At 70.6% G+C, this 26,652-nt stretch carries 25 protein-coding genes and 5 tRNA genes; 18 read left to right on the top strand and 12 right to left on the bottom strand.

Going from position 1 to position 26,652, the window contains the following annotated elements:
* Positions 1–17: 17 nt before the first annotated feature.
* Positions 18–632, bottom strand: a complete 615-nt coding sequence (locus ABZY31_RS21245; protein WP_356412604.1) for a YceI family protein — start codon at positions 630–632, stop codon at positions 18–20.
* A gap of 277 nt (positions 633–909) precedes the next feature.
* Between ABZY31_RS21245 and ABZY31_RS21240 the strand changes: the two genes are divergently transcribed.
* Together ABZY31_RS21240 and ABZY31_RS21235 are read left to right on the top strand one after the other, a co-directional pair.
* Complete coding sequence (locus ABZY31_RS21240; protein WP_356412602.1) at positions 910–2,493, top strand: acyl-CoA carboxylase subunit beta; 1,584 nt, start codon at positions 910–912, stop codon at positions 2,491–2,493.
* 18 nt (positions 2,494–2,511) lie between these two features.
* Entirely contained in the window at positions 2,512–2,715 is a 204-nt protein-coding gene (locus ABZY31_RS21235; RefSeq protein ID WP_356412600.1) for an acyl-CoA carboxylase subunit epsilon, read from the top strand.
* 112 nt (positions 2,716–2,827) lie between these two features.
* Here the strand turns inward: ABZY31_RS21235 and ABZY31_RS21230 are convergent, their stop codons facing one another.
* The 8 genes from ABZY31_RS21230 to ABZY31_RS21195 all read right to left on the bottom strand — a co-directional run bounded on the left by ABZY31_RS21230 (position 2,828) and on the right by ABZY31_RS21195 (position 13,554).
* Positions 2,828–3,415 carry an ATP/GTP-binding protein gene (locus tag ABZY31_RS21230; RefSeq protein ID WP_330332823.1) on the bottom strand — a complete coding sequence of 196 codons (588 nt, stop codon included), beginning with the start codon at positions 3,413–3,415 and terminating at the stop codon, positions 2,828–2,830.
* Entirely contained in the window at positions 3,396–3,974 is a 579-nt protein-coding gene (locus tag ABZY31_RS21225) for a DUF742 domain-containing protein (protein WP_356412598.1), read from the bottom strand. The genes ABZY31_RS21230 and ABZY31_RS21225 overlap by 20 nt, the downstream gene beginning before the upstream one ends.
* Before the next feature lie 93 nt (positions 3,975–4,067).
* On the bottom strand, positions 4,068–4,481 hold the full coding sequence (locus tag ABZY31_RS21220; protein WP_283459842.1) for a roadblock/LC7 domain-containing protein: 414 nt from the start codon (positions 4,479–4,481) through the stop codon (positions 4,068–4,070).
* Positions 4,482–4,491: 10 nt separating this feature from the next.
* Positions 4,492–7,710, bottom strand: coding sequence for a nitrate- and nitrite sensing domain-containing protein (locus ABZY31_RS21215; protein WP_356412596.1), 3,219 nt, complete (start codon positions 7,708–7,710; stop codon positions 4,492–4,494).
* Between the two features lie 292 nt (positions 7,711–8,002).
* Positions 8,003–8,590, bottom strand: coding sequence for an ATP/GTP-binding protein (locus tag ABZY31_RS21210; RefSeq protein ID WP_283459846.1), 588 nt, complete (start codon positions 8,588–8,590; stop codon positions 8,003–8,005).
* Complete coding sequence (locus ABZY31_RS21205; protein ID WP_354380051.1) at positions 8,571–8,966, bottom strand: DUF742 domain-containing protein; 396 nt, start codon at positions 8,964–8,966, stop codon at positions 8,571–8,573. The genes ABZY31_RS21210 and ABZY31_RS21205 overlap by 20 nt, the downstream gene beginning before the upstream one ends.
* A gap of 148 nt (positions 8,967–9,114) precedes the next feature.
* On the bottom strand, positions 9,115–9,528 hold the full coding sequence (locus tag ABZY31_RS21200) for a roadblock/LC7 domain-containing protein (RefSeq protein WP_008739864.1): 414 nt from the start codon (positions 9,526–9,528) through the stop codon (positions 9,115–9,117).
* Between the two features lie 9 nt (positions 9,529–9,537).
* Entirely contained in the window at positions 9,538–13,554 is a 4,017-nt protein-coding gene (locus tag ABZY31_RS21195) for a nitrate- and nitrite sensing domain-containing protein (protein WP_356412594.1), read from the bottom strand.
* Positions 13,555–14,136: 582 nt separating this feature from the next.
* Between ABZY31_RS21195 and ABZY31_RS21190 the strand changes: the two genes are divergently transcribed.
* The 9 genes from ABZY31_RS21190 to ABZY31_RS21150 all read left to right on the top strand — a co-directional run bounded on the left by ABZY31_RS21190 (position 14,137) and on the right by ABZY31_RS21150 (position 18,175).
* Positions 14,137–14,331: a hypothetical protein gene (locus ABZY31_RS21190; protein WP_356412592.1), complete on the top strand. Its 195-nt coding sequence runs from the start codon at positions 14,137–14,139 to the stop codon at positions 14,329–14,331.
* A gap of 168 nt (positions 14,332–14,499) precedes the next feature.
* Positions 14,500–15,303, top strand: coding sequence for a fumarylacetoacetate hydrolase family protein (locus ABZY31_RS21185; protein ID WP_356412590.1), 804 nt, complete (start codon positions 14,500–14,502; stop codon positions 15,301–15,303).
* Positions 15,296–16,771, top strand: a complete 1,476-nt coding sequence (gltX, locus tag ABZY31_RS21180; protein ID WP_356412589.1) for a glutamate--tRNA ligase — start codon at positions 15,296–15,298, stop codon at positions 16,769–16,771. Before ABZY31_RS21185 ends, gltX begins: the two co-directional genes overlap by 8 nt.
* Positions 16,772–16,848: 77 nt before the next feature.
* Positions 16,849–17,589, top strand: coding sequence for an HAD family hydrolase (locus ABZY31_RS21175; protein ID WP_356412587.1), 741 nt, complete (start codon positions 16,849–16,851; stop codon positions 17,587–17,589).
* 85 nt (positions 17,590–17,674) lie between these two features.
* Positions 17,675–17,746: transfer RNA gene (locus ABZY31_RS21170), tRNA-Gln, on the top strand.
* Positions 17,747–17,773: 27 nt separating this feature from the next.
* Positions 17,774–17,846 (top strand) — tRNA-Glu (locus ABZY31_RS21165).
* Positions 17,847–17,906: 60 nt separating this feature from the next.
* Positions 17,907–17,979, top strand: a tRNA-Glu gene (locus tag ABZY31_RS21160).
* Positions 17,980–18,003: 24 nt separating this feature from the next.
* Positions 18,004–18,075 (top strand) — tRNA-Gln (locus tag ABZY31_RS21155).
* A 27-nt stretch (positions 18,076–18,102) separates the two neighbouring features.
* Positions 18,103–18,175 (top strand) — tRNA-Glu (locus tag ABZY31_RS21150).
* Positions 18,176–18,360: 185 nt separating this feature from the next.
* Here ABZY31_RS21150 and ndgR read toward each other — a convergent pair.
* Positions 18,361–19,077 (bottom strand): IclR family transcriptional regulator NdgR, encoded by a 717-nt coding sequence (gene ndgR, locus ABZY31_RS21145; RefSeq protein WP_073911130.1) that lies wholly within the window; start codon positions 19,075–19,077, stop codon positions 18,361–18,363.
* 119 nt (positions 19,078–19,196) lie between these two features.
* On the opposite strand from ndgR, the gene leuC reads away from it, so the two are divergent.
* The 4 genes from leuC to ABZY31_RS21125 all read left to right on the top strand — a co-directional run bounded on the left by leuC (position 19,197) and on the right by ABZY31_RS21125 (position 22,395).
* On the top strand, positions 19,197–20,624 hold the full coding sequence (gene leuC / locus ABZY31_RS21140) for a 3-isopropylmalate dehydratase large subunit (protein WP_356412585.1): 1,428 nt from the start codon (positions 19,197–19,199) through the stop codon (positions 20,622–20,624).
* Positions 20,625–20,626: 2 nt separating this feature from the next.
* Positions 20,627–21,220, top strand: coding sequence for a 3-isopropylmalate dehydratase small subunit (gene leuD, locus ABZY31_RS21135; protein WP_356412584.1), 594 nt, complete (start codon positions 20,627–20,629; stop codon positions 21,218–21,220).
* 125 nt (positions 21,221–21,345) lie between these two features.
* Positions 21,346–21,573, top strand: a complete 228-nt coding sequence (locus ABZY31_RS21130; RefSeq protein WP_356412583.1) for a hypothetical protein — start codon at positions 21,346–21,348, stop codon at positions 21,571–21,573.
* A 144-nt stretch (positions 21,574–21,717) separates the two neighbouring features.
* Complete coding sequence (locus tag ABZY31_RS21125; RefSeq protein WP_356412582.1) at positions 21,718–22,395, top strand: HU family DNA-binding protein; 678 nt, start codon at positions 21,718–21,720, stop codon at positions 22,393–22,395.
* 77 nt (positions 22,396–22,472) lie between these two features.
* On the opposite strand, the gene ABZY31_RS21120 is transcribed toward ABZY31_RS21125, so the two are convergent.
* Positions 22,473–22,679 (bottom strand): hypothetical protein, encoded by a 207-nt coding sequence (locus ABZY31_RS21120; RefSeq protein WP_356412581.1) that lies wholly within the window; start codon positions 22,677–22,679, stop codon positions 22,473–22,475.
* 31 nt (positions 22,680–22,710) lie between these two features.
* On the bottom strand, positions 22,711–23,418 hold the full coding sequence (gene cofC / locus ABZY31_RS21115; protein ID WP_356412579.1) for a 2-phospho-L-lactate guanylyltransferase: 708 nt from the start codon (positions 23,416–23,418) through the stop codon (positions 22,711–22,713).
* A 160-nt stretch (positions 23,419–23,578) separates the two neighbouring features.
* On the opposite strand from cofC, the gene ABZY31_RS21110 reads away from it, so the two are divergent.
* Genes ABZY31_RS21110 through ABZY31_RS21100 form a run of 3 tightly spaced genes read left to right on the top strand, consistent with a single transcriptional unit; the run spans position 23,579 to position 26,535 of the window.
* The gene (locus ABZY31_RS21110) at positions 23,579–24,331 is read left to right on the top strand and encodes a lysophospholipid acyltransferase family protein (protein ID WP_356412577.1); all 753 of its coding nucleotides are present in this window, start codon (positions 23,579–23,581) and stop codon (positions 24,329–24,331) included.
* The gene (locus ABZY31_RS21105; RefSeq protein WP_356412576.1) at positions 24,328–25,338 is read left to right on the top strand and encodes an NAD(P)H-dependent glycerol-3-phosphate dehydrogenase; all 1,011 of its coding nucleotides are present in this window, start codon (positions 24,328–24,330) and stop codon (positions 25,336–25,338) included. Before ABZY31_RS21110 ends, ABZY31_RS21105 begins: the two co-directional genes overlap by 4 nt.
* Positions 25,339–25,377: 39 nt before the next feature.
* Positions 25,378–26,535: a D-alanine--D-alanine ligase family protein gene (locus ABZY31_RS21100; protein ID WP_356412575.1), complete on the top strand. Its 1,158-nt coding sequence runs from the start codon at positions 25,378–25,380 to the stop codon at positions 26,533–26,535.
* The last annotated feature ends 117 nt before the right edge of the window (positions 26,536–26,652 follow it).

The following is a 26,652-nucleotide window of genomic DNA, read 5'->3' as shown; positions in this document are numbered from 1 at the left end:
TCCGGCCGCCCGCGGCATCAGGCCTGCTTGATCGCGGAGATGTCGAAGGTCAGCTTGACCTTGTCGCTGACCATCACGCCACCGGCCTCCAGGGCGGCGTTCCAGGTCAGGCCCCAGTCGGAGCGCAGGATCGTGGCGGAGCCCTCGAAGCCGACGCGCTCGTTGCCGTAGACGTCCGTGGCGGAGCCGTTGAACTCCAGGTCGATGGAGAGCGGCCGCGTGACGTCCTTGATCGTCAGGTCGCCCGTGATGCGGTAGGTGTCGCCGCCGAGGGCCGCCGCTGCAGTGGAGCGGAAGGTCATCAGGGGGAAGGCTTCGGCGTCGAAGAAGTCTCCGGAGCGCAGGTGGCCGTCGCGGTCGGCGATCCCGGTGTCGACGGAGGCGATCGTGACGTCGATGGAGGCGGTGGAGCGGCTGGGGTCCGCGCCGTCCAGGTGCAGCACGCCCTCGTGCTCGGCGAAGGTGCCGCGGACGTTGGTCACCATGGCGTGGCGGACCGTGAAGCCGATGCTGCTGTGGGCGGGGTCGATCACGTAGTCACCGGTGAGCGCGGCGAGGGCGGGGTCCACCTCGAGGGTGGCGACGGCGGTGGTGGCGGTGGTGTTCTCGCTGCGGCGGGTGAAGATGCCCATGACTCGCTCCTTGGTCGCGGCCCCCGGCGGGAGCCCTTCGCGTCGAAGTAGTTGTTTAACCTTCAACGAGATTGACAGTAGACCCGTTCTGTTCAAATTTCAACATCCAGCCCACCGGTCACCGCTCTTTTGTCGTATTTCCACAACGGACGACGGCCCCAGCTGGTGGAGTCCTCGCATGACGGGCGCCTTCTGTCCGGGCCGCACAGCGGATCGGGCCGGAGACTGTGCGGAACCAACGGAGGGTTTTGGGGGGTCGGCTTCGTAAGGTCAGTACATGACCGTTGTGGACCAGACTTCGAGCGAGCCGACGGACACCCGTGGCCGTGTGGCCGAGTTGCACGCCCTGCGCGAGCAGGCGCGGCGCGGCCCCAGTGACCGTGCGACCGAGGCGCAGCACGCCAAGGGCAAGCTGACGGCGCGGGAGCGGATCGCGCTCCTGCTCGACGAAGGGTCCTTCAAGGAGGTCGAGCAGCTGCGCCGGCACCGGGCCACCGGGTTCGGCCTGGAGGCCAAGAAGCCCTACACCGACGGTGTGATCACGGGCTGGGGCACGGTCGAGGGCCGGACGGTCTTCGTCTACGCGCACGACTTCCGGATCTTCGGCGGCGCCCTGGGCGAGGCCCACGCGACGAAGATCCACAAGATCATGGACATGGCGATCGCCGCGGGCGCTCCGCTGGTGTCGCTGAACGACGGCGCGGGCGCCCGTATCCAGGAGGGCGTCTCGGCGCTCGCCGGCTACGGCGGCATCTTCCAGCGCAACACCCGCGCCTCGGGCGTCATCCCGCAGATCTCCGTGATGCTCGGCCCGTGCGCGGGCGGCGCCGCCTACTCCCCGGCGCTGACGGACTTCGTGTTCATGGTCCGCGACACCTCGCAGATGTTCATCACCGGCCCCGACGTGGTCCGCGCGGTGACCGGCGAGGAGATCACCCAGAACGGACTCGGCGGCGCGGACGTGCACGCCGAAACCTCGGGCGTCGCGCACTTCGCGTACGACGACGAGGAGACCTGCATCTCCGAGGTCCGCTACCTGATCTCGATGCTGCCCTCCAACAACCGGGAGAACCCCCCGGTCCACGAGAGCGCCGATCCGGCCGACCGCCGCTCGGACGTCCTGCTGGACCTGGTGCCCGCGGACGGCAACCGCCCGTACGACATGATCAAGGTCATCGAGGAACTCGTCGACGAGGGCGACGTCCTGGAGATCCACGAGCGCTGGGCCCGCAACATCATCTGTGCGCTGGCCCGGATGGACGGGCAGGTCGTCGGCATCGTCGCCAACCAGCCCGGTCATCTGGCGGGCGTGCTGGACATCCACGCCTCCGAGAAGGCGGCCCGGTTCGTCCAGCTGTGCGACGCGTTCAACATTCCGATCATCACGCTGCTGGACGTCCCCGGCTTCCTGCCGGGCGTCGACCAGGAGCACGGCGGGATCATCCGCCACGGCGCGAAGCTGCTGTACGCGTACTGCAACGCGACCGTCCCGCGGATCTCGCTGATCCTGCGCAAGGCGTACGGCGGCGCGTACATCGTGATGGACTCCCAGTCCATCGGCGCCGACCTCACCTACGCCTGGCCGACCAACGAGATCGCGGTCATGGGCGCCGAGGGCGCCGCCAACGTGATCTTCCGCAAGCAGATCGCGGACGCCGAAGACCCCGAGGCGATGCGCGCCCGGATGGTCAAGGAGTACAAGTCCGAGCTGATGCACCCGTACTACGCGGCCGAACGCGGTCTCGTCGACGACGTCATCGACCCCGCGGAGACCCGCGAGGTCCTCGTCAGCGCCCTCGCCATGCTCCGCAACAAGCACGCCGACCTGCCGTCCCGCAAGCACGGCAACCCGCCGCAGTAAGAAGTGAAGGAGACCTGCATGAGCGTTACCGCCGACACCGTGCTGCGCGTCGAAAAGGGCCACGCCGAGCCCGAGGAGCTGGCCGCGATCACCGCGATCCTGCTGGCCCGCGCCGCCGCCGCCCCCGAGGCAGGCCCGGCCCACCGCACCGGCTCCACCGCCGGCTGGCGCCGCCTGGAGCGCACCCCCGGCTTCCGCGCCCCGCACAGCTGGCAGGGCTAGGCCGCTTCGTAGCCCCGCCGCCCGGCCGGCCCGCGCACCGCGCGCCGTGACCACGTGAAAAGCCCCCCGCACTCCTTCGAGTGAGGGGGGCTTTCGCGTGCGGTCCGGCCGCTCAGCGCAGGCGGGCCATCAGCGCGTGCTCGACCAGAGTGATCAGGGCACTCTTGGCGTCGGCGCGGTGGCGGGCGTCGGTCGTGATGATCGGCGCGTCGGGCCCGATCTGCAGCGCCTCGCGGACCTCTTCGGGGGTGTACGGCTGGTGTCCGTCGAAGCCGTTCAGGGCGATGACGAAGGGGAGGCCGCTGTTCTCGAAGTAGTCGACCGCGGGGAAGCAGTCGGCGAGACGGCGGGTGTCGACGAGCACGACGGCGCCGATGGCGCCGCGTACGAGGTCGTCCCACATGAACCAGAAGCGGTCCTGGCCCGGCGTACCGAAGAGGTACAGGATCAGGTCCTGGTCCAGGGTGATGCGGCCGAAGTCCATGGCGACCGTCGTGGTCGTCTTGTCCCCGGTGTGGGTGAGATCGTCGATCCCCGCGGAAGCGGATGTCATCACGGCTTCGGTGCGCAGCGGGTTGATCTCGGAGACGGCACCCACGAACGTGGTCTTGCCCACGCCGAAGCCACCCGCCACCACGATCTTCGCGGAAGTGGTGGAGCGTGTCGCTCCGCCACCGCCGCTAGAGCTTGCGAAGTCCACTGAGCACCCTTTCGAGCAGTGTCACGTCTGGCTGACCGCCGGCGGATTCGTCCCCGCCGGGCTGATGGATGGCGACAAGGCCCGCCTCCGCCAGGTCGGCGACGAGGATTCGGGCGACGCCGAGGGGGATGGAGAGGAGAGCCGAGATCTCGGCGACCGACTTGATCTCGATGCAGAGCCGGCAGATGCGCTGGTGCTCGGGCAACTGCCCTTGCAAGCGCGTGGGATCGGCCGTGGTGCTGACCAGTGCCTCGATGGCGAGCTGGTAGCGGGGCCGGGTCCGGCCGCCGGTCATGGCGTACGGACGCACCAGCGGGTTGTGCGCCTTGGGGGCCGGCGGCTGTGAAGGCCGCTGCGGCTGCTGGTGCTGCTGCGGTGGCGTGTACGGCTGCTGCCGCTGCGGAGCCTGCGAGGGCATGCCGTAGGGCTGCTGCGGGTAGGGCTGGTGCTCCGGCGCGGGCCGGCTGGGGGAGGAAGGGAAGTTGAAGCGGTTCTGGTCGTGCCCACCCTGCGGCTGCTGCGCGCCGCCATAAGGATGTCCTCCGTGGGGTGTTGTCACGTTTCCTCCTCCGACTCCAAGAACGCAGTACTCCCTGTGGAACCGCGCCACCGCACCCTATGGTGCGATGGCGCGAAACGCACTGCCTGTTTGCTAGTTGAGAAGACTGCCCTGCAGCTCCGCGCGCAGGTCCGGGGTGAGGACACTGCCCGCTCGGTCCACGAGGAGGGCCATCTCGTAACCCACCAGGCCGATGTCGCACTCGGGGTGCGCGAGCACCGCGAGGGACGATCCGTCGGACACCGACATCAGGAAGAGGAACCCGCGGTCCATCTCCACGACCGTCTGGTTGACGGCGCCGCCCTCGAAGATGCGGGAGGCCCCGGCGGTCAGTGAGGTCAACCCGGAGGCCACGGCCGACAGCTGGTCGGCGCGGTCGCGCGGGAAGCCTTCCGACATGGCCAGAAGGAGGCCGTCGGCGGAGACCACCACCGTGTGGGACACCCCGGGGGTGTTGTCCACGAAGTTCGTGATCAACCAGTTCAGGTTCTGTGCCGCCTGGCTCATCGGGCTCACACTAACGCTCCTGGTCATAGCTGTTACTTGACTGCTCCGAACCCGCACTGCGTCCCTGCTCAACACCGCGGCGCAGATTGCTCAGCCTGCCACGGACGTCCTCAGGGGCGCGGGAGACCTGTGGGCCGCCCTGCGGGGTCGATTCCGCCGCGCCCTCGACCAGGTTGGCCTTGGGCACCCGCCGAGGGAGACCGGACGGAGTGACCCCGCCCGCCTTCGGCTCCTTGAGCTTTCCGGCCTGCTGCCACCGTTCGTCGTTGCTCGAACGCCAGGACGCGGGACCTTCCGCCTCCTCCGGCGCCGACTCCGTCGCGGCGGGCTGCTGCTGTCGCTGCGGCCGCTGCTCGAAGAGGGATCCGGCGGACTCCGTTTCCTGCTGTGCCGGCTGCCACTGCTGCTGGCTGCCACGACGCGGCAGGCCCGCTCCGGTCAGTTGGTGACCGTTGTCGGCAGCGGTGTCCGGACGGTCGAAGCCTACGCGCTCCGGGGCCTGTCCGGCACCGGAGGGTGATTCCGATTCGGTCCCGTAATCCTGCTGGTAGGCAGCCGGATACATGTTCTGTTCCGGCCACTCCGCCTGCTGGGGCTGGGCATCGTAGCCAGTGGCGTAGGACTGCTCGCCCTGCTGCTGGTCCTGGTACCCGGCTTCCGGATAGGCGTAACCATCCTGCGGGTACGCCTCGTATCCGCTCTGCTGGGGGTAGCCGTCCGGGGTCTCGTACGCAGCCGCGTCGTAGCTCTGTTCGGGCTGCTGCTCGTACCCCTGGTACGGCTGGTAGCCGTGTTCCGGCTGGGGTTCCGCATACTCCTGCGCCCGCGCCTGCTCCTGGGGCTGCTGCGGGTAGCCGACCTGCGCCTCCAGCGCGGCCCGGCGTTCCTCGCGGCTCAGCGAGCGGCCCACCGGGTCCAGCTCGCGCGGGGCGCCGTCCTGTCCCTCGTCCGGGGAGGCGGGGCGGCGGTCGTACTGCGAGTCGTCGAAACCGAGTTCGGCGGCCGTGCGCAGCGGAGCGCTCTGCTGGAGCTGGTGCTGCTCCGGAACGATCCGGGAGACCGTGAAGTCGTCGTCGGGTATGCCCTCGCCGCCACCACCGTGGGTGATCGCTTCCGGGAGCATGACCAGCGAGGTGGTACCGGCCTGCTCGCCCGAGGGGCGCAGCTGGACCCGGATGCCGTGCCGGTCCGACAGCCGCCCGACCACGAAGAGGCCCATGCGCTGCGAGATCGCGGCGTCCACGGTCGGCGGGTTGGCCAGCTTGTGGTTGATGTCCGCGAAGTCCTCGGCGGTGAGGCCGATGCCCTTGTCGTGGATCTCGATCATGACGCGGCCGTCGGGCAGCCGGGTCGCGTTGACGCGGACCTTGGTCTGCGGGGAGGAGAAGGTGGTGGCGTTCTCCAGCAGCTCGGCGAGCAGGTGCACGAGGTCGGTCACGGCCTGGCCGTGGATCTCCGCCTCGGAGACCCCCGACAGCTCGATGCGCTCGTACTGCTCCACCTCGGAGGAGGCGGCGCGCAGGACGTCGACCAGCGGGACCGGCTGGTCCCAGCGGCGGCCCGGTTCCTCACCCGCGAGGATGAGGAGGTTCTCGCCGTTGCGGCGCATACGGGTGGCCAGGTGGTCCAGCCGGAAGAGGTTCTCCAGCTGGTCCGGGTCGGCCTCGTTGTTCTCCAGGTCGGTGATGAGGGTCAGCTGGCCCTCGATCAGCGACTGGTTGCGCATGGAGAGGTTCGTGAAGATCGCGTTGACGTTGCCCCGCAGGAGCGCCTGCTCGGCGGCGAGCCGGACGGCTTCCCGGTGGACCTGGTCGAAGGCGCGGGCGACCTCGCCGATCTCGTCCTGGGAGTCGATCGGGATCGGCACCACGCGGGTGTCGACCTTGCCCGGGTCGGTCCGCGAGAGCTGGTCGACGAGCATCGGCAGGCGCTGCTCGGCGATGTCGAAGGCCGCGCTGCGCAGGCGGCGCATCGAGCGGCCCATCTGGCGGGCCATCATGCCGGCCAGGATGAAGGCGGCGAGGAGGGCCACGACCACGATGGCGCCGTTGGTGATCGCGGCGTTGCGGGCGTCGTCGGAGATGACGATGGTGTCCTGGACGGCCTTGTCGAGGAGGTCCTTCTCGATCTCGGCGTATCCGTCGAACTTCGCGGTGGCGGCGGCCTGCCAGGCCTGCGGGGTGGTGCCCTCCGCGGCGAGCTTGGTGTTCTTCGCACCGCTGGCTATCGCCTCGGTCATGCCGGTGAGGGCGGAGCCGTTGACCACGGGCGGGGCCTTGAAGGGGGTCCCGGCCTGCTGGGCCTGCGTCTGGGCCTCCGCGAGCTTGGCGGCGCCGAGGGCGGACCGCTTGCCCATGACCTCCTTGAGCTTGTCCGTGTCCTCCTCGGTGCCGGCGGAGACGTACTCGCCGATCGCGATCTCTTCGAGGTAGGCGTAGGAGGAGAAGGCCACCAGCTGGGCCTTGCGGACGTCCTCGCTCTCGTTCGGGCGGACCAGCAGGTGGGTGCCCACGGAGCGTTGGAGCGAGTTCGCGGCCTTGGACAGCTCGATCGCGTAGACCATGCGGCCGTAGCTGGTGATGTTCCCGGTGCCCAGACCCAGTTCGTTGGAGAACGACATGAGGTTGTGCTGGACCAGGACGTAGCCCTCTTCGGTCGGGATGGGCCCGGCCGACTTGGGGAGGTCCTTCTTCGCGGTCTCCGGAGCGGCGTAGGCGGTCTTGCGGATCACCTCGAGCTTGGGCTCCTCCTCCTGGAAGAGCTGCAGGCGCCGTTGCAGGCCCTTCTTGGGCGGCATGTCCTTGACGGCGTCGGCGAACTTCGCCTTGGCCGCGTCGGTCGCCGCGTAGGCCTTGGTGACGACCTCGCTGGAGCGTTCGCCCTTGAGGAGGGGGCCGGCGGTGAGGTCGCGCTCGTTCAGCAGCGCCTGGCCGTATTCGGCCGCCGCCTGGACGATGCGGGCCGTCTTCTCGGCGTCCTTCGCCTCGTTCCAGGTGTCGATGGAGCCCTTCACCTGGAAGCCGCCCATGACCAGTCCGACGAGGACGGGGACGAGCAGGATGGCGTTCAGCTTGGTGGGCACGCGCCAGTTGCGGGGCGCGAACCTGCTGGTGCTGCCACCGCCGACGGGCGCGTCGACGGGAACGTCGAAGGACGCCCCCGCGCGCGGCGGCGGGGTGAAGTTGCCACGCGCGGGTTCCTCCGCGGGGCTCGAATTGCTTCGCCTCACTCGACCAACAACCTCTCGGCGGTGCTACTAGCTAGTTCATTGATTCCAGCACGGTTAACGGCCGTGTTCCAAACAGTTGAATCCGGCCATACCCAGGGCCTTATGCCCCGCATAAACCGGACATAAAGAGCAACCGACGGGATAACCGGGGTGAGTTGTGAGCGCAGTGGTACCGCCCGAACGCACGCTGTGTCCAGCGGAGGCCAATTCTCTGTCGAAACGTTATGAAAAGAGAGGGCGGGCCGTGTCGTAGGACACAGCCCGCCCTGAAACCTCGAAGACGGCACGGGTGTTATTTCAGGCGCGCCATCAGTGCGTGCTCGACCAGCGTGATCAGCGCGCTCTTGGCGTCCGCGCGGTGGCGGGCGTCGGTCGTGATGATCGGCGCGTCGGGCCCGATCTGCAGCGCTTCGCGGACCTCTTCGGGGGTGTACGGCTGGTGCCCCTCGAAGCCGTTCAGCGCGACGACGAAGGGGAGGCCGCTGTTCTCGAAGTAGTCGACCGCGGGGAAGCAGTCGGCGAGACGGCGGGTGTCCACCAGCACGATCGCGCCGATGGCGCCGCGCACGAGGTCGTCCCACATGAACCAGAAGCGGTCCTGGCCCGGCGTACCGAAGAGGTACAGGATCAGGTCCTGGTCCAGGGTGATGCGGCCGAAGTCCATGGCGACCGTCGTGGTCGTCTTGTCCCCGGTGTGGGTCAGGTCGTCGATGCCGGCGCTCGCGCTGGTCATCACGGCCTCGGTGCGCAGCGGGTTGATCTCGGAGACGGCGCCCACGAACGTGGTCTTGCCCACGCCGAAGCCACCCGCCACCACGATCTTCGCGGAGGTGGTGGAGCGGGTCGCCCCGCCACCGCCGCTAGAGCTTGCGAAGTCCACTGAGCACCCTTTCGAGCAGCGTTACATCCGGCGTGCCGCCGGCCTCTCCATTGCCCGGCTGGTGGATGGCCACCATTCCGGCCTCCGCCAGGTCGGCGACGAGGATCCGGGCGACACCGAGCGGCATCGACAGCAGCGCGGACACTTCCGCGACCGACTTGACCTCGCGGCACAGTGTGCAGATGCGCTGGTGCTCGGGAAGCAGGCCCGACAGGTGCATCGGATCGGCGGTGGTGCTGACCAGTGCCTCTATGGCGAGCTGGTAGCGGGGCCGGGTCCGGCCACCGGTCATCGCGTAGGGGCGGACCAGCGGCTGGTCGCCTTCCGAGTACGACGGGTCGCCGTACGCATCGGAATAGGCGGGGGGCGGGGTCATGAATCCTCCGGGCTGGACAGCAGTGGTCAACGTGCCGTCCGACGGGGCCGGTGGGGGGACGGGATGACGGCCGAGCGGCGGTACTGGTTTCCGGGGCGGGGCCCCGGTTTCCCGGCCGGCAGTACCCGCCGGCCGGGAGACGTGGACGTCAGATCAGGAGGCTGCCCTGCAGCTCCGCGCGCAGGTCCGGGGTGAGGACGCTGCCCGCGCGGTCCACGAGGAGGGCCATCTCGTAGCCCACGAGGCCGATGTCGCACTCGGGGTGTGCGAGCACGGCCAGCGAGGATCCGTCGGACACGGACATGAGGAAGAGGAACCCCCGGTCCATCTCCACCACGGTCTGGTTGACGGCGCCGCCCTCGAAGATGCGGGAGGCGCCGGCGGTCAGCGAGGTCAGCCCGGAGGCCACCGCGGCGAGCTGGTCGGCCCGGTCGCGGGGGAAGCCCTCGGACATGGCCAGAAGGAGGCCGTCGGCGGAGACCACCACGGTGTGGGACACCCCTGGGGTGTTGTCCACGAAGTTCGTGATCAACCAGTTCAGGTTCTGTGCCGCCTGGCTCATCGAACTCAACTATCGCTCCTGCTGGTAAGTGGGGTCGATGTGGTAACTGCCGGTCGCCGGACCGGTGGTGCCGGCCTGACGGCCCTGCTGGATACCGCGCCGGAGGTTGGTGAGCCGACCGCGGACGTCGTCCGGGGCGCGCGAGACCTGCGGTCCCGCCTGGGTCTCGGCCTGCTGCTGGGCGGTCCCCGCGACCAGGTTGGCGCGGGGCACCCGGCGGGGCAGGCCCGAGGTGGTGATCCCGCCCGCGGCGGGCTGGCGCACGCGCTCGGCCTGCCGCATCAGCTCGTCGTTGGGGGACGAGCGCCAGCTCACCGTGGGCGAGCCGGGCGCGGGGGTCTGCGCGGGCTGCTCGGCCGCACGCTCCTGGCCGCGCTGCGGCAGCGGCTGCTGCGGGGCGGCCGGGACCGGCGTGGGGCCGGTCGTCGGCAGACCCTGCTGCGGCTGCTGGGGTACGGCCGGTGCCTGCCCGGGGGGCTGCTCGCCCTCCTGGCGGAACCAGTTCGACTCCAGGTTGTCGAAGAGCGGGGTCCGGCCGTCACCCAGCTGCTGGGCCGGGGGCAGCGCCTCCGGCCGACGGGAGCGGGGCAGCGCGGCCTCGGCGCGGGCGCCCGCTGCGGGCTCCCCGAGCGGCTGCTGCGGCTGCTGGACCGGGTACTGCTGCGGGGCCTGCCGGCCGGCCTGGTCGCCGTACCCGCCGACACCGGGACCGCCGGTCCGCGGCGCCGCGAAGTCGGGCCGCGCGAACTGGCCGGTGGCGGAGGGGTCCTGCGACCCGCGGATGTCGGCCCGCTCGAACTGGCCGGTCCCGGACTGCGGGACCTCGGGGCGGGCGAACTGGCCGGTGGACGCGGGGTCCTGGCCGCCGGGGAACTCCGGACGGGCGAACTGGCCCGTGGTGGAGGGGTCCTGGGCGCCGGGGAAGCCGGGGCGGGCGAACTGCCCGGTGGCGGAGGGATCCTGGGCGCCGCGCAGGTCCGGCACGGCGAACTGGCCGGTGGACGCGGGGTCCGGGTAGCCGCCGGTGCCGGGGCGGGCGAACTGGCCCGTGGTGGAGGCGCCGTCGGAGCCCGGCATCGGGCCGTTGAAGTCCGGGCGGGCGAACTCGGCCGTCGAGCCGGGGCCCTGGACCTCGTCGTGCCCGCGCGGTACGTCCTGACCGCCGCGGCGGCCCGGGTCCGCGCCCCAGCTGGTGGCCGGCGGGAGCCCCGCGGACGCGGCGGTGCCGGCGCCCGGAAGCTCCGGGCGCGGCGCGCCACCGCGCGGCGGCAGCTGCGGCCGCACCCGCGGGGTCACGGGGCCGTTCTGGCCGGGCCCGGCCTGGCCCGGCGCCTGCGGCTGCGGCTGCGGGCGCTCGAAGCCGCCGTTGCCCTGCGGGCCGCCGGGCGGGGTGCCCGGGCCGAAGGGGTCGTTCTGCGGGAAGGCGGCGGTACCGGACTGCGTGGCACCGGCCGGGGCGCCGCCCGGACGGCCCTGGGGGCCTGCGGCCGCACCGCGTCCGGCCACCGGGGCACCGGCACCGAAGGCGTTCGGGCCCTGCGGGGCCTGGCCGCGGCCGGGCTGCTGCTGGCCCCGGCCGCCCTTCTGGCCCTGCTGTCCCTGGGGACGCTGCTGGCCGGAGTTCTCGCGACCGGGCAGCGCGGCGCGCTGACCGCCGCCGGCGACCTGGCCGCGCTGCGGGGCCGCGCCCACCGGGGAACGTCCGCCCTGACCCGCGCCCGCGCCCTGCTGGCCGGCCGCGCCCGGGAGGCCCTGGCCGCCCTGGCCCGCCATCGGAGCGGGCTTCTTGCCGCCCTGGGCCACATCGACCGGAAGCATGACGAGTGCCGTCGTACCACCGGAGTCGGAGGGGCGCAGCTGGATGCGGATGCCGTGTCGCAGGGACAGGCGGCCGACCACGAACAGACCCATGCGGCGCGAGACCGAGACGTCCACGGTCGGCGGCGACGCGAGCCGCTCGTTGATCGCGGCCAGGTCCTCGGGGGACAGGCCGATGCCGGTGTCGTGGATCTCGACCAGCACGCGGCCGTCGGGCAGCGCGTGACCGGTCACCTTGACCTTGGTCTGCGGGGAGGAGAACGAGGTGGCGTTCTCCAGCAGCTCGGCGAGCAGGTGCACGAGGTCGTTGACGACGCGGCCGGCGACGTCGGTGCCGGGCACCGACGAGAGCTCGATGCGCTCGTACTGCTCCACCTCGGACGCCGCGGCGCGGAGCACGTCGACGAGCGGGACGGGGCGGGTCCACCGGCGGCCCGGCTCCTCGCCCGCGAGGACGAGGAGGTTCTCGCCGTTACGGCGCATGCGGGTCGCGAGGTGGTCGAGCTTGAAGAGCGAGGACAGCTGGTCCGGGTCGGCCTCGCGCGACTCCAGCTCGGAGATGAGCGAGAGCTGGCGCTGGATGAGGCCCTGCGAGCGGCGCGAGAGGTTGGTGAACATCGCGTTGACGTTGCCCCGCAGGAGGGCCTGCTCGGCGGCGAGGCGGACGGCCTCGCGGTGCACGTCGTCGAAGGCCGCGGCCACCTGGCCGATCTCGTCGCGCGAGTGCACGCCGACCGATTCCACGGAGGTGTCGACGTCCTGCGGGTCGGTCTCGGAGAGCTGCTTGACCAGCTCGGGCAGACGTTCCTGGGCGACCCGGGTCGCGGTGTCCTGCAGGCGGCGCAGCGAGCGGATCATCGAGCGGGCCATGACGAAGGCGCCGACGAGCGAGACGCCGAGGACGAGGAGGATCAGCGCACCGTTGATGATGGCGTCCTGCTGCGACTCGGTCTTGAGCTCGCGGGCTTTTTGCTCCATGTCGTCGAGCAGGGTCAGCTCGATGACCTTCATGGCGGCGAGCTTGGTGTCGTCGTTGTCGTACCAGTCCATCCAGGAGCGGTTCTTCTCCTTGGAGAACTGGCCCTCGGTGGTCAGCACGCGGCGGGCGTAGTGGTCGGCGGTGCCGATCTCGCTGTTGCCGTCGCCGAGCGACTGGAGGAGCTCCTCGGGCTTGCCCTGGTAGACGAGTTCGAACGTCTTCTTCGCCTGGCTCTCGCCGCGCTGGGCGGCGAGGGCGTACAGGCGGTCGTTCTCGCTCAGCTTGCCGGGCTTGTCACCGGTCTCGGGGAGCGCCGCGGCGATGACCGCGCGCTGGATCGAGGCGTACTCCTTGGCGGAGGAGAAGGCCGCCAGGGCGCGCGTGCGCTTGATCATCTCCGGGCTGGAGGTGGCCTGGGCCATGTCCTGGGAGAGCGAGAGCAGCGAGACGATCAGACCGTTGTACTCGGAGACGGTCTGCTGGGCGCTGTTCTGGTACGCCTTCTTGCGGATGTCCTCGATGCCGGCGAGCTGGCGGCCGATCTGCAGGACGTTGTTGCGGATCGACTTGAGGGTGTCGTCCTTGTCCTCGGCGCTGTCGATCTTGTCGGTCGCGCTCGCGAAGGCGGTCGCCGCGGCGTCCGTCTGGTCGCGCACGCCCTCGACCAGGCTGTTCGCCGGGGCGGGGGCGCCGCCCTGGTTCGCGGCCTGGGCGGCCTTGGCGACCGAGAGCGGACCCGCCGACTTGTCGCGCTCCTCCTGGAGCGCGGCGGCCAGGTTGGTGGCCTGGCGGGTCATCGTCGTCAGCAGCTGCATGTGGTCCAGCTGCGCGATGTCGTTCATCGAGTCGTTGATGCGGAAGCCACCGAGCGTGGTGGCGGCGACGACCGGCAGGGTCAGCAGTGACACCAGTCGCGTGCTGATGCGCCAGTTCTGCAGGGCGAGCCGGGAACCGGGCCCACTGGGGGCCTTCGGTATCGCCTGATCCCGCTCGGCGGACTCCTCCAGGGCGGTGGTGCCGCTCGCCTTGGCCTTGGCCTTCGCCTTCGCCGCCTTCGGGCTCTTGCCCCGGCCCTTCGCCTTACCGGCGGGGGGCGTGCCGGGGCCGCCCGTGCCGCCGGCAGCCGGCCCGTGGTTCTGGGCGTGCTGGGGCGAGGAGCCACGGTCGGTCCCGCTGCGCGGCTCCTGCTCCGCCGCAGCGCTGCCATCCCTCTTGAAACGTCCCTGCACTAGCTCGCAACCTCTGGACCAGGCGTCCCTCCGGGCGACCGGTGGGACGGTGTCGAGTCGTGGGGCACTGACGGCCCCATGGTGGTCGTCGGTGACCGGCGCGTCTCCCTCTCCGTGCCGCCGCGCTCGGCGCTGGGTCGCGCCGCTTGCGCGCCGGCTGATTCCCGCGGCGGTCCCGCGAATTCCAGCACAGTGCCGGATCTCCAACAAGGTGCGAGGGTTCCTGCGGAGCATTGGTGACGGCTTGTGACAGAGGTGCTACCGGATGTGGGGCCGCTTTCGGGAGAAACCGGACTTTGACTGTGTAATCGCTATGACCCACCCGGTGTCCCAGTCGCGATGATCGGGAGCGGAATGGCGCATTCAGTGGCGCAATGTCCGTTTCGGGCCTATGAATTGACTGCCCGTAATGCCCGTAATGCCCGGGCACGGGTGAGCAAACTCACACAGCCGTGGCCATTACTTCTCCGTTCTCCGGGGGATTCAGATGTTTAGCCTGGCCCTTTACAGGGATGGCACGCCCGACAACCGGCGCCCACGAGGTGCGTCCGGCCCACACCGACCGAGGGTTCCGATACTCCGATGAGTACGCAGAAGACGACCATGATGTTCCGCAACATAGCCAACCCGCGCCGCACCACCCTCGCGCACCTGAAGGACGCCGAGGAGCTGCAGGCGGTTCTGACGCCGGAACACTCGGTCGACCTGCCCACCCAGACCGCGAACCCGCGCCGCACCATCCTGATGGACGCCCCGGTGGCTCCCGTCGCGCAGTAGAGCCGGCCGCCGCGGACCGCGCCCCGCGCACCCGTTCGCGGCACGGCGCGCTGGCCGCGCCCCGCGCCGACCGAGCGAAGTGCCCCGGTCCGCCGCGTTAGCCTGGGGTCCGCAGACCACGGCCCACACGGGCCAGCCAGCGGACGGACAGAGGGGCAGACGCAACACGTGCGCATCGCCAGGTTCTCGATCGACGGAAATGTCGCCTTCGGCGCGGTCGAGGGCGATGCCGCCCCCGGCGCCGAGGGCGGTCTCGTCCTCGACATCATCAAGGGCATCCCGTACGGGGACTTCGAGCTGTCGGGGACGAAGGTGCCGCTGGACCCGTCCTCCCGGGACCGGGTCCGGCTCCTCCCGCCCGTGCTGCCCAGCAAGATCGTGGCGATCGGCCGCAACTACGCGGCGCACGCCGCGGAGCTGGGCAACGAGGTGCCCGACGCCCCGATCACCTTCTTCAAGCCCTCCACCTCGGTGGTGGGCCCGGGCGACCCGATCGCGTACCCCTCTTTCTCCCAGGACGTCCACCACGAGGCCGAGCTGGCCGTGGTGATCGGCCGCATGTGCCGCGACGTCCCGCGCGAGCGCGTCAAGGACGTCATCCTCGGCTACACCTGCGCCAACGACCTCACCGCGCGCGACGTCCAGCAGCGCGAGAAGCAGTGGGCCCGGGCCAAGGGCTTCGACGGCGCCTGCCCCCTCGGCCCCTGGATCGAGACCGACCTGGACCCGGGCGACCTGGCCGTCCAGTGCACCGTGAACGGCGAACAGCGCCAGCTCGGCCGCACCAGCGAGATGGTCCGCTCCGTCGAAGACCTGATCGTGCACATCACCGAGGCCATGACGCTGCTCCCGGGCGACGTCATCCTCACGGGGACCCCGGCCGGAGTCGGACCCCTCAACGTCGGCGACGAGGTCGCCGTCACCATCGAAGGCATCGGCACTCTCACCAACAAGGTGATCAAGCGTGACTAACGGACCCGTCCGCGTACGTTTCTGTCCCTCCCCGACCGGCAACCCGCACGTGGGCCTGGTCCGGACGGCCCTCTTCAACTGGGCGTTCGCCCGCCACCACGGCGGCGCCTTCGTCTTCCGCATCGAGGACACCGACGCGGCCCGCGACTCCGAGGAGTCCTACCAGCAGCTGCTCGACTCGCTGCGCTGGCTCGGCTTCACCTGGGACGAGGGCCCGGAGGTGGGCGGCCCGCACGCCCCGTACCGCCAGTCCGAGCGCATGGACATCTACGCGGACGTCGCGAAGAAGCTCAAGGACGGCGGCTACGCCTACGACTGCTACTGCACCACGCAGGAGCTGGACGCGCGCCGCGACGCAGCCCGCGCCGCCGGCAGGCCCTCCGGCTACGACGGCACCTGCCGCGAGCTGAGCGCGGAGCGGGTGGCGGCGTACCAGGCCGAGGGCCGCTCCTCGATCGTCCGCTTCCGGATGCCCGACGAGCCGATCACCTTCACCGACCTGGTCCGCGGCGAGCTGACCTTCACCCCGGAGAACGTGCCGGACTTCGGCATCCTGCGGGCCAACGGCGCTCCGCTGTACACCCTGGTCAACCCGGTCGACGACGCGCTGATGGAGATCACGCACGTGCTCCGCGGCGAGGACCTGCTCTCCTCCACCCCGCGTCAGATCGCGCTCTACGGCGCACTGATCGAGCTGGGCATCGCCAAGGCGGTCCCGGCCTTCGGCCACCTGCCGTACGTCATGGGCGAGGGCAACAAGAAGCTCTCCAAGCGCGACCCGGAGAGCTCGCTCAACCTCTACCGCGAGCGCGGCTTCCTCCCCGAGGGCCTGCTGAACTACCTCTCGCTCCTCGGCTGGTCCTTCTCCAAGGACCAGGACATCTTCTCGATCGAGGAGATGGTGGCGAAGTTCGACATCCCGGACGTGAACGCGAACCCGGCGCGCTTCGACCTCAAGAAGGCCGAGGCGATCAACGCCGACCACATCCGCCTGCTCGACCCGAAGGCCTTCGCCGACGCCTGCGCCCCCTGGCTGCGCGCCCCGCACGCCAACTGGGAGCCCGAGGACTTCGACGCCGAGGCCTGGGCGGCCATCGCGCCGTACGCCCAGACCCGGGTCACCGTCCTGTCGGACATCACCGCCAACGTCGACTTCCTGTTCCGCAAGGAGCCGGTCGAGGACCAGGCGTCCTGGGACAAGGCGATGAAGGGCGAGCCCGCGGCCCTGCTGACCACCGCCCGCGCGAACCTGGACGCGGCCGACTGGAGCGACCCCGAGTCCCTCAAGCAGGCCGTCCTGACCGCCGGCGAGGCCCACGGCCTCAAGCTCGGCAAGGCGCAGGCCCCGGTCCGCGTCGCGGTCACCGGCCGCACGGTCGGTCTGCCGCTCTTCGAGTCGCTGCAGATCCTGGGCAAGGAGAAGTCGCTGGCCCGCATCGACGCGGCCCTGGCGAAGCTCGCCGCGTAGGTCCCACCTCTCACCTCCCCGGGGGCGGCAGCCGTAAAGGCCGCCGCCCCCGGGGCGTTGCGGCGTAGGGTCGGAGCATGCGGATACGCGCGGTGCTGTGGGACATCGACGACACGCTCTTCGACTACACGGGGGCCGACACGGCCGGGCTCCGGGTCCACCTGGAGCGCGAGGGGATCGCCGGGCGGTACGGGGCCCCGCACGAGGCGCTGGCGCTGTGGCGGGAGTGCACCGAGCGGCACTGGGCGCGCTTCGCCGCCGGGGAGTGCGACTTCCGGGAACAGCGCCGCGACCGGGTGCGGGACTTCCTCGGGCGGTCCGCCCTGGACGGCGCGGAGGCCGACGCGTGGTTCGGCCGGTACGTCGAGCACTACAAGGCCGCCTGGGTGGTCTTCCCCGACGTGGTGCCCGTACTGGACGCGCTGGCCGGCACGCACCGGCACGGGGTGCTCTCCAACTCCTCCTTCGCCAACCAGGACCCCAAGCTGCGCGACCTGGGTCTGCGCGAGCGCTTCGAGGTGCTCCTGTGCGCCGCCGAACTGGGGGTCAGCAAGCCCGAGGCGGCGGCCTTCCTGGCAGCATGCGCGGCGCTGGGGCTGGAGCCCGGCGAGGTTGTCTACGTCGGCGACCAGCCGGAGATCGACGCGCGCGGGGCACGCGACGCGGGGCTGACGGCGGTCTGGCTCGACCGGGACGAAGGCCCAGGTCGGGGGCGTGGCCCGGGGCCGGAGGGGGTGCACCGGATCACCGGTCTCGCACAGCTTCCGGCCCTGCTGGCCGGGGATACCCGTTTTGGAGCACGGTCAGGCATCCGGTAATGTTCTTTCTGCGCCGCCGGTGCGGGCCGCAAGGCCGGAACGGAAGCGCAACCCAAACAAACCCCCTCAGGGGGTTGTGTTTTGGTGGGCTATAGTGTAATTGGCAACACGAGGGTTTCTGGTTCCCTTATTCTAGGTTCGAGTCCTGGTAGCCCAGCGCAGTGCAGAAGTAACGCAGTGCTTTGCCCCCGTTGTGTAGCGGCCTAGCACGCCGCCCTCTCAAGGCGGTAGCGCCGGTTCGAATCCGGTCGGGGGTACAGATCCTTCCCGCGAGATCTCCAGGGTCGCACCCGGACTCTTGATGCAGGATCGCTAGGGCCCCCGTTGTGTAGCGGCCTAGCACGCCGCCCTCTCAAGGCGGTAGCGCCGGTTCGAATCCGGTCGGGGGTACTGTCTAGCTGGTCTAGACCACTATGGGCTATAGTGTAATTGGCAACACGAGGGTTTCTGGTTCCCTTATTCTAGGTTCGAGTCCTGGTAGCCCAGCGCAGTGCAGAAGTAACGCAGTGCTTTGCCCCCGTTGTGTAGCGGCCTAGCACGCCGCCCTCTCAAGGCGGTAGCGCCGGTTCGAATCCGGTCGGGGGTACAGGAAGAAGAGGCCCTCCGCGATCATCGCGGAGGGCCTCTTCGCTGTTTCCCGGCGTCGTTCGTTCCCGGAGCTCTCCGGCCGGGCGTGCGTGGGGCCCGGAGGCGCGCGTTCGGACGTGTGCGGCGTCGTACGCGCCCCCGGGCCCGGGGGAGTGGAGGGGCAAGGAGGTGTGGCGGGACCGGTCAGCCGGAGCGGCGCAGCGCCTCGCTCAGCCGCGCGGCCGCGTCGATGACGGCCTGCGCGTGCATGCGCCCCGGGTGCCGGGTCAGCCGTTCGATCGGGCCGGAGACCGATACGGAGGCCACCACCCGGTTCGAGGGGCCGCGCACCGGCGCCGAGACGGAGGCCACGCCGGGCTCCCGCTCGCCGATCGACTGGGCCCAGCCCCGGCGCCGTACGCCGGACAGGGCCGTGGCCGTGAACCGCGCGCCCTGCAAACCGCGGTGGAGCCGCTCGGGCTCCTCCCAGGCCATCAGGATCTGCGCGGCCGAACCGGCCTTCATCGGGAGCGTGGAGCCGACCGGGACGGTGTCCCGCAGGCCCGACAGCCGTTCGGCCGCCGCCACGCAGATGCGCATGTCGCCTTGACGCCGGTAGAGCTGCGCGCTCTCACCCGTCACGTCACGGAGGTGCGTGAGCACCGGTCCGGCCGTGGCCAGCAGGCGGTCCTCGCCGGCCGCGGCGGCGAGTTCCGCCAGCCGCGGTCCGAGGATGAACCGGCCCTGCATGTCCCTCGCCACCATCCGGTGGTGTTCCAGTGCCACGGCAAGGCGATGTGCCGTGGGTCGTGCGAGCCCTGTCGCCGCGACCAGCCCGGCGAGGGTGGCCGGACCGGACTCCAGTGCGCTCAGTACCAGAGCTGCCTTGTCGAGAACGCCGACGCCGCTAGAGTTGTCCATGAAACGATATTCGCGTCTCACACTGTGAAACGCAAGTTCAATTTTTCCAAGAACCAGCGAGTCTGTATGTACGGGTCCACGAACCACGGGGTCCGGGACGGTGAGCCGGAGGGAAAGCGATGGGTAGGACACTCGCGGAGAAGGTCTGGGACGACCATGTCGTCCGGCGCGCCGAGGGCGAGCCCGACCTCCTCTACATCGATCTGCACCTGCTGCACGAGGTGACCAGCCCCCAGGCCTTCGAGGGCCTGCGGCAGGCGGGCCGCCCGGTGCGGCGCCTCGACCTCACCATCGCCACCGAGGACCACAACACCCCGACCCTGGACATCGACAAGCCCATCGCCGACCCGGTCTCCCGGGCCCAGCTGGAGACGCTGCGCAAGAACTGTGCGGAGTTCGGCGTCCGGCTGCACTCGCTGGGCGACGTGGAGCAGGGCGTCGTCCACGTGGTGGGACCGCAGCTGGGCCTGACGCAGCCGGGCACCACCGTGGTCTGCGGCGACTCGCACACCTCCACCCACGGCGCCTTCGGCGCGCTGGCCTTCGGCATCGGCACCAGCCAGGTCGAGCACGTCCTGGCCACCCAGACCCTGCCGCTCGCCCGCCCCAAGACGATGGCGATCACGGTCGAGGGCGACCTGGCCGAGGGCGTCACCGCCAAGGACCTGATCCTGGCGATCATCGCCCGCATCGGCACCGGCGGCGGCCAGGGCTACATCCTGGAATACCGCGGCGCCGCCATCGAGCAGCTGTCGATGGAAGCCCGCATGACGATCTGCAACATGTCGATCGAGGCCGGCGCCCGCGCGGGCATGATCGCCCCGGACGCCACCACGTTCGCGTACCTCAAGGGCCGCGACCACGCCCCGGTCGGCGCGGACTGGGACGCGGCGGTCGCGTACTGGGAGACGCTGCGCTCGGACGACGACGCGGTCTTCGACGCCGAGGTCGTCATCGACGGCACCACGCTGGCGCCCTTCGTGACCTGGGGCACCAACCCGGGCCAGGGCGCGCCGCTGTCGGCCAACGTCCCCGATCCGGCCTCGTACGAGGACGCTTCGGAGCGCAACGCCGCCGAAAAGGCCCTGGAGTACATGGGGTTGACCGCCGGGCAGCCGCTGCGCGACATCCGGGTCGACACCGTCTTCGTAGGTTCCTGCACCAATGGCCGCATCGAGGACCTGCGCGCCGTGGCCGGCATCATCGAGGGCCGCAAAGTCGCCGAGGGCGTACGGATGCTGGTCGTCCCGGGCTCGGTCCGGGTCGCCCTCCAGGCCGTGGCGGAGGGCCTGGACAAGGTCTTCAAGGACGCCGGCGCCGAATGGCGGCACGCGGGCTGTTCGATGTGCCTGGGCATGAACCCCGACCAACTGGCCCCTGGTGAGCGCTCCGCGTCCACCTCCAACCGCAACTTCGAAGGCCGGCAGGGCAAGGGCGGACGCACCCACCTGGTCTCCCCGCAGGTGGCCGCGGCCACCGCGGTGCTGGGCCATCTGGCCTCCCCCGCCGACCTGACCGACGCCACCGCGACCGCCGGAGCCCGATAACCATGGAAGCCTTCACCACCCACACCGGCCGGGCCGTGCCGCTGCGCCGCAGCAACGTGGACACCGACCAGATCATCCCGGCCCACTGGCTGAAGAAGATCACCCGTGACGGGTTCGAGGACGGCCTCTTCGAGGCCTGGCGCAAGGACCCGGCGTTCATCACGAACCAGCCGGAACGCGCGGGCGCCACCGTCCTGGTCGCCGGTCCCGACTTCGGCACCGGTTCCTCCCGCGAGCACGCCGTCTGGGCCCTGCAGAACTTCGGCTTCAAGACCGTGATCTCTTCGCGCTTCGCCGACATCTTCCGCGGGAATTCCCTCAAGAACGGTCTGCTGACGGTGGTGCTGCCGCAGGAGGCGGTCGACCGCCTGTGGGCGCTGACCGAAGCCGACCCCACCGCCGAGATCACGGTGGACCTGGTCGACCGACAGGTCCGAGCCGAGGGCGTCGTGGCCGAGTTCGAACTCGACGACAATGCCCGGTGGCGTCTTCTGGAGGGTCTGGACGACATCTCCCTCACCCTTCAGAACGAAGCGGACATCGCCACCTACGAAAGCGGCCGGCCCCACCACAAGCCGCGCACGATTCAGGCCTGATCAGCGCTTATTCAGCCGGGGTGAACTCGCCCCGGTTCCCGTGCCCCCCGCCTTCCGGCGGGGGGCACGCGCGTTTGTTGAGGCCCCATGAGGCGACAACTCGCCCCAGATGGCACAATCTGTGCATGGACCGCGACAGTCAACTCGAGCTCTACGGACTTGTCGCGGACCGGCTGAAAGAAGCGCACACAAGGGTGCGCTCGCTGCAAGTCCCAGAGGGCGTAAGGATGGCGCTGTCTCGGAAGCTGTTGGTCGCCACGGCAGCGGCGAAGCACGATCTCGCCGATGCGGCAAGGCGCCTGGACAGGTTGATGAAGGACCTCGACGAGGGTCGATTCCCTGAAGGCGACTGATGCGAAGGAACTCCGTAACGGCCTACATCGTTGCGGCACTAGGGTGATTAGCCCGTTTCGTGTTTGATTTGCGGTATATATCCGCCTAACGTGCGAAATAAGCTTGAACACATTCGTTCTGGCGAAGTCTCCGAAGGGGAAGACGTGAACAAGGCGCAGCTCGTAGAAGCGATTGCCGACAAGGTGGGCGGCCGCCAGCAGGCCGCGGACGCCGTCGACGCGGTGCTCGACGCGATCGTCCGCGCGGTGGTCGCCGGCGACCGGGTCTCGGTCACGGGCTTCGGCTCGTTCGAGAAGGTCGACCGCCCGGCCCGCTACGCCCGTAACCCGCAGACGGGTGAGCGCGTCCGGGTCAAGAAGACCTCGGTTCCCCGCTTCCGCGCGGGCCAGGGCTTCAAGGACCTGGTCAGCGGCACCAAGAAGCTGCCCAAGGGCGGCGAGGTGTCGGTCAAGAAGGCGCCCAAGGGCAGCCTCACCGGCGGCGCTTCCGCGACGGTCAAGAAGGCCGCGGCCAAGAAGGCCACCACCGCCAAGAAGGCGGCGGCGAAGTCCACGGCCGCCAAGAAGACCACGGCGAAGAAGACCACCCCCACGGTGGTCAAGAAGTCGGCCGCGAAGTCCACGGTCGCGAAGAAGGCCACCCCGGCCGCCAAGCAGGCCAGTGCGGCCAAGAAGGCCACGGCGACCGCCAAGAAGGCGGCCCCCACGGCCAAGAAGACCGCCCCCGCGGCCAAGAAGGCCACCGCCGCGACGAAGGCTCCGGCGAAGAAGACGGCGACGCGCAAGGCCACCGCGAAGAAGACCACCGCCCGCAAGAAGTAGGCGGGCGACGTCACACACGTCGGGCCGGCCCCCACGGAGGGGGTCCGGCCCGCGGTGCTGTCCGGACCCGGACGGCCCTATACGAAGGTCTGCAGGGTGATCAGGGTGATGCGCAGCCGCGCGCCCTCGCCCTCGGTCTCGATCCGCACCCGCTGCCCGGCGCGCAGCAGCCGCAGGCCGCCCGCGTCGAACGCCGCGGCCTCGAAGGGCACCGGAGTGCCGTCGTCCAGCAGCACACTTCCGCCGCGGGTCTGGGAGTCGTAGGTGAACGCCGTTGCCTGCATGAGCGCAGCTTAGAGGCTCGCCGCGGAGCGGTCACCGGACGTCGGGGCGCACCGCCGGCGCACCGGCCGGCAGCCGGGCGCCGCAGCGCGCCGTGTACGGGCCCACGCCCAGCAGCAGCGCCTCGCGCAGGTCCGCCGCCGTATCCACGTCCCGCCGCACGCTGTCGACCCCGCGCAGCCCGATTTCCACCGCGCCCGAAGCCGAATGCCGGGAGCGCGACGGGCCCCCGAACGCGGGTGACAATTCCGCGTCCGGCGCGGCGGAAAGCAACGTCGTCCCGATTCCTGCCGCATCCGCCAGGAATGCCCGGGGAAATACCGCCGCGTTTTCGAGCACCCGTAGCAATTCCGTCGGCCGCAGCGCGGGCAGGTCCGCGTTCATCGCGGCCACCGCCGCCCCTGCCCGCCGGGCCCGTACCGCCCGCGCGCCGTGGGCCAGCGCGGCGTTGAGCCCGGCGGCCGGGCGGTCCGGGACGATCCGCGCGCCCAGCGCGGCCAGTTCCGCCCCGGCCAGTGGGTCGTCCGTGACGACCACCACATCCCGGACCGCCGCGCAGGCCAGCGCCGCCGCCACCGTGTCCTGCGCGAACGCCAGCGCGAGCCCGGGCCGGCCGGCCCCGGCCGCCGCCGCGAGGCGGCTCTTGGCCACGGACAGCGGCTTGAGCGGGATCACCAGGCTCCAGACGGCGTTCGTGGCCGGCCCCTTCCCCGTGGAGGTGTCATGGACGCGTTCTCGCACACACGTCGGCCCATTGTCACCCCCCTCCCGGGCAGCCCGGCGGCCCGGTGCCGCGAGCGGGGCGTACGGTGTTCTCGACAGAGACCGGACCTGGGGAGAGACTTGTCCGGGCCCGGCCGGGTGCCGACGCCGCGCACCGGTCCTAGAGGAAGGTGTCCGAGTGTCCCGCCGCAGAATCGGCTTCTGGTACCGCCTGGCGGCGGTCATCGCGAAACCGCCGCTGGTAGTGCTGTTCAAGCGGGACTGGCAGGGAATGGAGCACATTCCGGCCGAGGGCGGATTCATCACCGCCGTCAATCACAACTCGTATCTGGACCCGCTCTCCTACGCGCACTTCCAGTACAACACCGGCCGGGTGCCGCGATTGCTCGCGAAGGCCGCCCTCTTCAAGGTGCCGATTGTCGGTTCCATCCTGCGCGGCTCCGGACAGATCCCGGTCTACCGGGAGACCACGAACGCCCTGGACGCATTCCGGGCCGCCGTGGCCGCGATCGAGCGCGGTGAATGCGTGGCCTTTTACCCGGAGGGCACCCTCACCCGCGATCCCGACCAGTGGCCGATGGCCGGCAAGACCGGCGCCGCCCGGGTGGCCCTGCTGACGCAGGCCCCGGTCATCCCGGTGGCCCAGTGGGGCGCGAACCTCGCGGTGCCGCCGTACGCCAAGAAGAACAGGGTCCGGCTCTTCCCGCGCAAGACCCTCCAGGTGCTGGCCGGACCGCCCGTGGACCTCACCACGTTCTACGGCCGGGAACCCACGCCGGAGGTCCTCAAGGCGGTCACCGGAGCCATCATGGCGGCCATCACGGAGCTGCTGGAGCAACTGCGCGGAGAGACCGCTCCCGCGCAGCCGTACGACCACCGCAAGGCCAGGGTGGAACAGCGGCGCAAGGCCGCGGGGGAGGGCGAGAAGTGACGCGTACCGTCAAGGCGGCCGTGTTCGGAACCGGCTCGTGGGGCACCGCCTTCGGCATGGTGCTCGCCGACGCCGGCTGCGAGGTGGTCCTGTGGGGCCGCCGCGCCGAGGCGGTCGACGCCATCAACACCGGCCGGTCCAACCCGGACTACCTCCCCGGCGTCGCCCTGCCCGACAACCTGCGCGCCACCACCGACGCCGCCGAGGCCGCCCGGGACGCCGACTTCGTCGTCCTCGCGGTCCCTTCGCAGACCCTGCGCGGCAACCTCGCCGCGTGGGCCCCGCTGCTGCCCGCCGACTCCGTGCTCGTCTCCCTGATGAAGGGCATCGAACTCGGCAGCGCCAAGCGGATGAGCGAGGTCATCGAAGAGGTGGCCAAGGTCCCCTCCGCCCGCGTCGCCGTGGTCACCGGGCCCAACCTCGCCCGGGAGATCGCCGCCCGGCAGCCCGCCGCCGCCGTCGTCGCCTGCGTCGACGAGGCCGTGGCCCAGCGCCTCCAGGCCGCCTCCCACACCCCGTACTTCCGCCCGTACACCAGCACCGACGTCATCGGCTGCGAGCTGGGCGGCGCCGTCAAGAACGTCATCGGGCTCGCCGTGGGCATCGCCGACGGCATGGGCCTCGGCGACAACACCAAGGGCTCCCTGATCACCCGCGGGCTGGCCGAAGCCACCCGGCTTGGGCTGGCCATGGGCGCCGACCCGCTCACCTTCTCCGGCCTCGCGGGCCTCGGCGACCTGGTCGCCACCTGCTCCTCGCCGCTCTCGCGCAACCACACCTTCGGCACCAACCTCGGCCGCGGGATGACGCTGGAGGAGACCATCGCGGTGACCAAGCAGACCGCGGAGGGCGTCAAGTCCTGCGAGTCGGTGGCCGATCTGGCCCGCCGCCACGGAGTGGACATGCCCATCACGGACACCGTGGTCGACATCGTCCACCACGGCAAGCCGCCGCTGGTCGCGCTGAAGGAGCTCATGGGACGCAGCGCCAAACCGGAACGGCGCTGACTCCGTTCCGGTACGCGGACCGGGTACTCTCGGACCGATATGAGCAGCCAGAACTCCTCCCAGAGCCCTGACCAGCAGGGTCGCAAGCCGCGAGTGGCCGTCGTGTTCGGCGGCCGCAGCTCCGAACACGCCATCTCGGTCGTCACTGCGGGCGCGGTTCTGCGCTCCATCGACCGGTCCAAGTACGAGGTGCTGCCCATCGGCATCACCACGGACGGCCGGTGGGCCCTGACGGCCGACGAGCCCGAGCGCATGGCCATCTCCGACCGCAGGCTCCCCAGCGTCGAGGAACTGGCCGACTCCGCCGAGGGCACCGTGGTGCTCCCGGTCGACCCGGCCAGCCGCGAGGTCGTCTACACCGAACCCGGCGCCGTGCCCAAGGCGCTGGGCGAGGTCGACGTCGTCTTCCCCGTCCTGCACGGCCCCTACGGCGAGGACGGCACCCTCCAGGGCCTCCTCGAACTGTCCGGCATCCCGTACGTCGGCTCGGGCGTCCTCGCCTCGGCCGTCGGCCAGGACAAGGACTACATGAAGCGGGTGTTCACCTCTTTCGGGCTGCCGGTCGGCCCGTACGTGACCATCCGCCCCCGCGAGTGGGAGCGCGACGAGAGCGCCGCCCGCGCCAAGGTCCTCGGCTTCGCCGCCGAGCACGGCTGGCCGCTGTTCGTCAAGCCCGCCCGCGCCGGCTCCTCGATCGGGATCACCAAGGTCGACGATCCCTCCGGACTCGACGAAGCCCTCAAGGAAGCCCAGCGGCACGACCCGAAGGTCATCGTGGAGGCGCTGCTGCGCGGCCGCGAGATCGAGTGCGGCGTGCTGGAGTTCGAGGACGGGCCGCGCGCGAGCGTGCCCGCCGAGATCCCGCCGGTCTCCAGCCACGACTTCTACGACTTCGAGGCCAAGTACATCGACTCCGCCTCCGGTCTGGTCCCCGCCCCGCTGACCCCGGAGCAGACCGCCGAGGTCCAGCGGCTCGCGGTCGAGGCCTTCGAGGCCGCGTCCTGCGAGGGCCTGGTGCGCGCCGACTTCTTCCTCACCGAGGACGGCACCTTCGTCATCAACGAGATCAACACGATGCCGGGGTTCACCCCCATCTCCATGTACCCGCGCATGTGGCAGGAGAGCGGCGTCGCCTACCCGGAGCTGGTGGACCGCCTGATCCAGGCGGCCCTGCGCCGCTCCACCGGGCTGCGCTAGGGCGTGTTTTAAACGTAGCGCCGGGCGCCCGGAGGGCGCGGGCCTGCGGCGTCTGGTGCCGTGCATCGCAAGGCGGAGGGGCGCCCGTGTACTGGAGTACTCGGGCGCCCCGACAAC

Origin of the sequence: Streptomyces sp. NPDC006529 (assembly GCF_040611795.1) — a bacterium.
GTDB lineage: Bacteria > Actinomycetota > Actinomycetes > Streptomycetales > Streptomycetaceae > Streptomyces.
The sequence above is the reverse complement of the archived record's forward strand: the minus strand, read 5'-3'. Positions and strand labels throughout refer to the sequence as shown.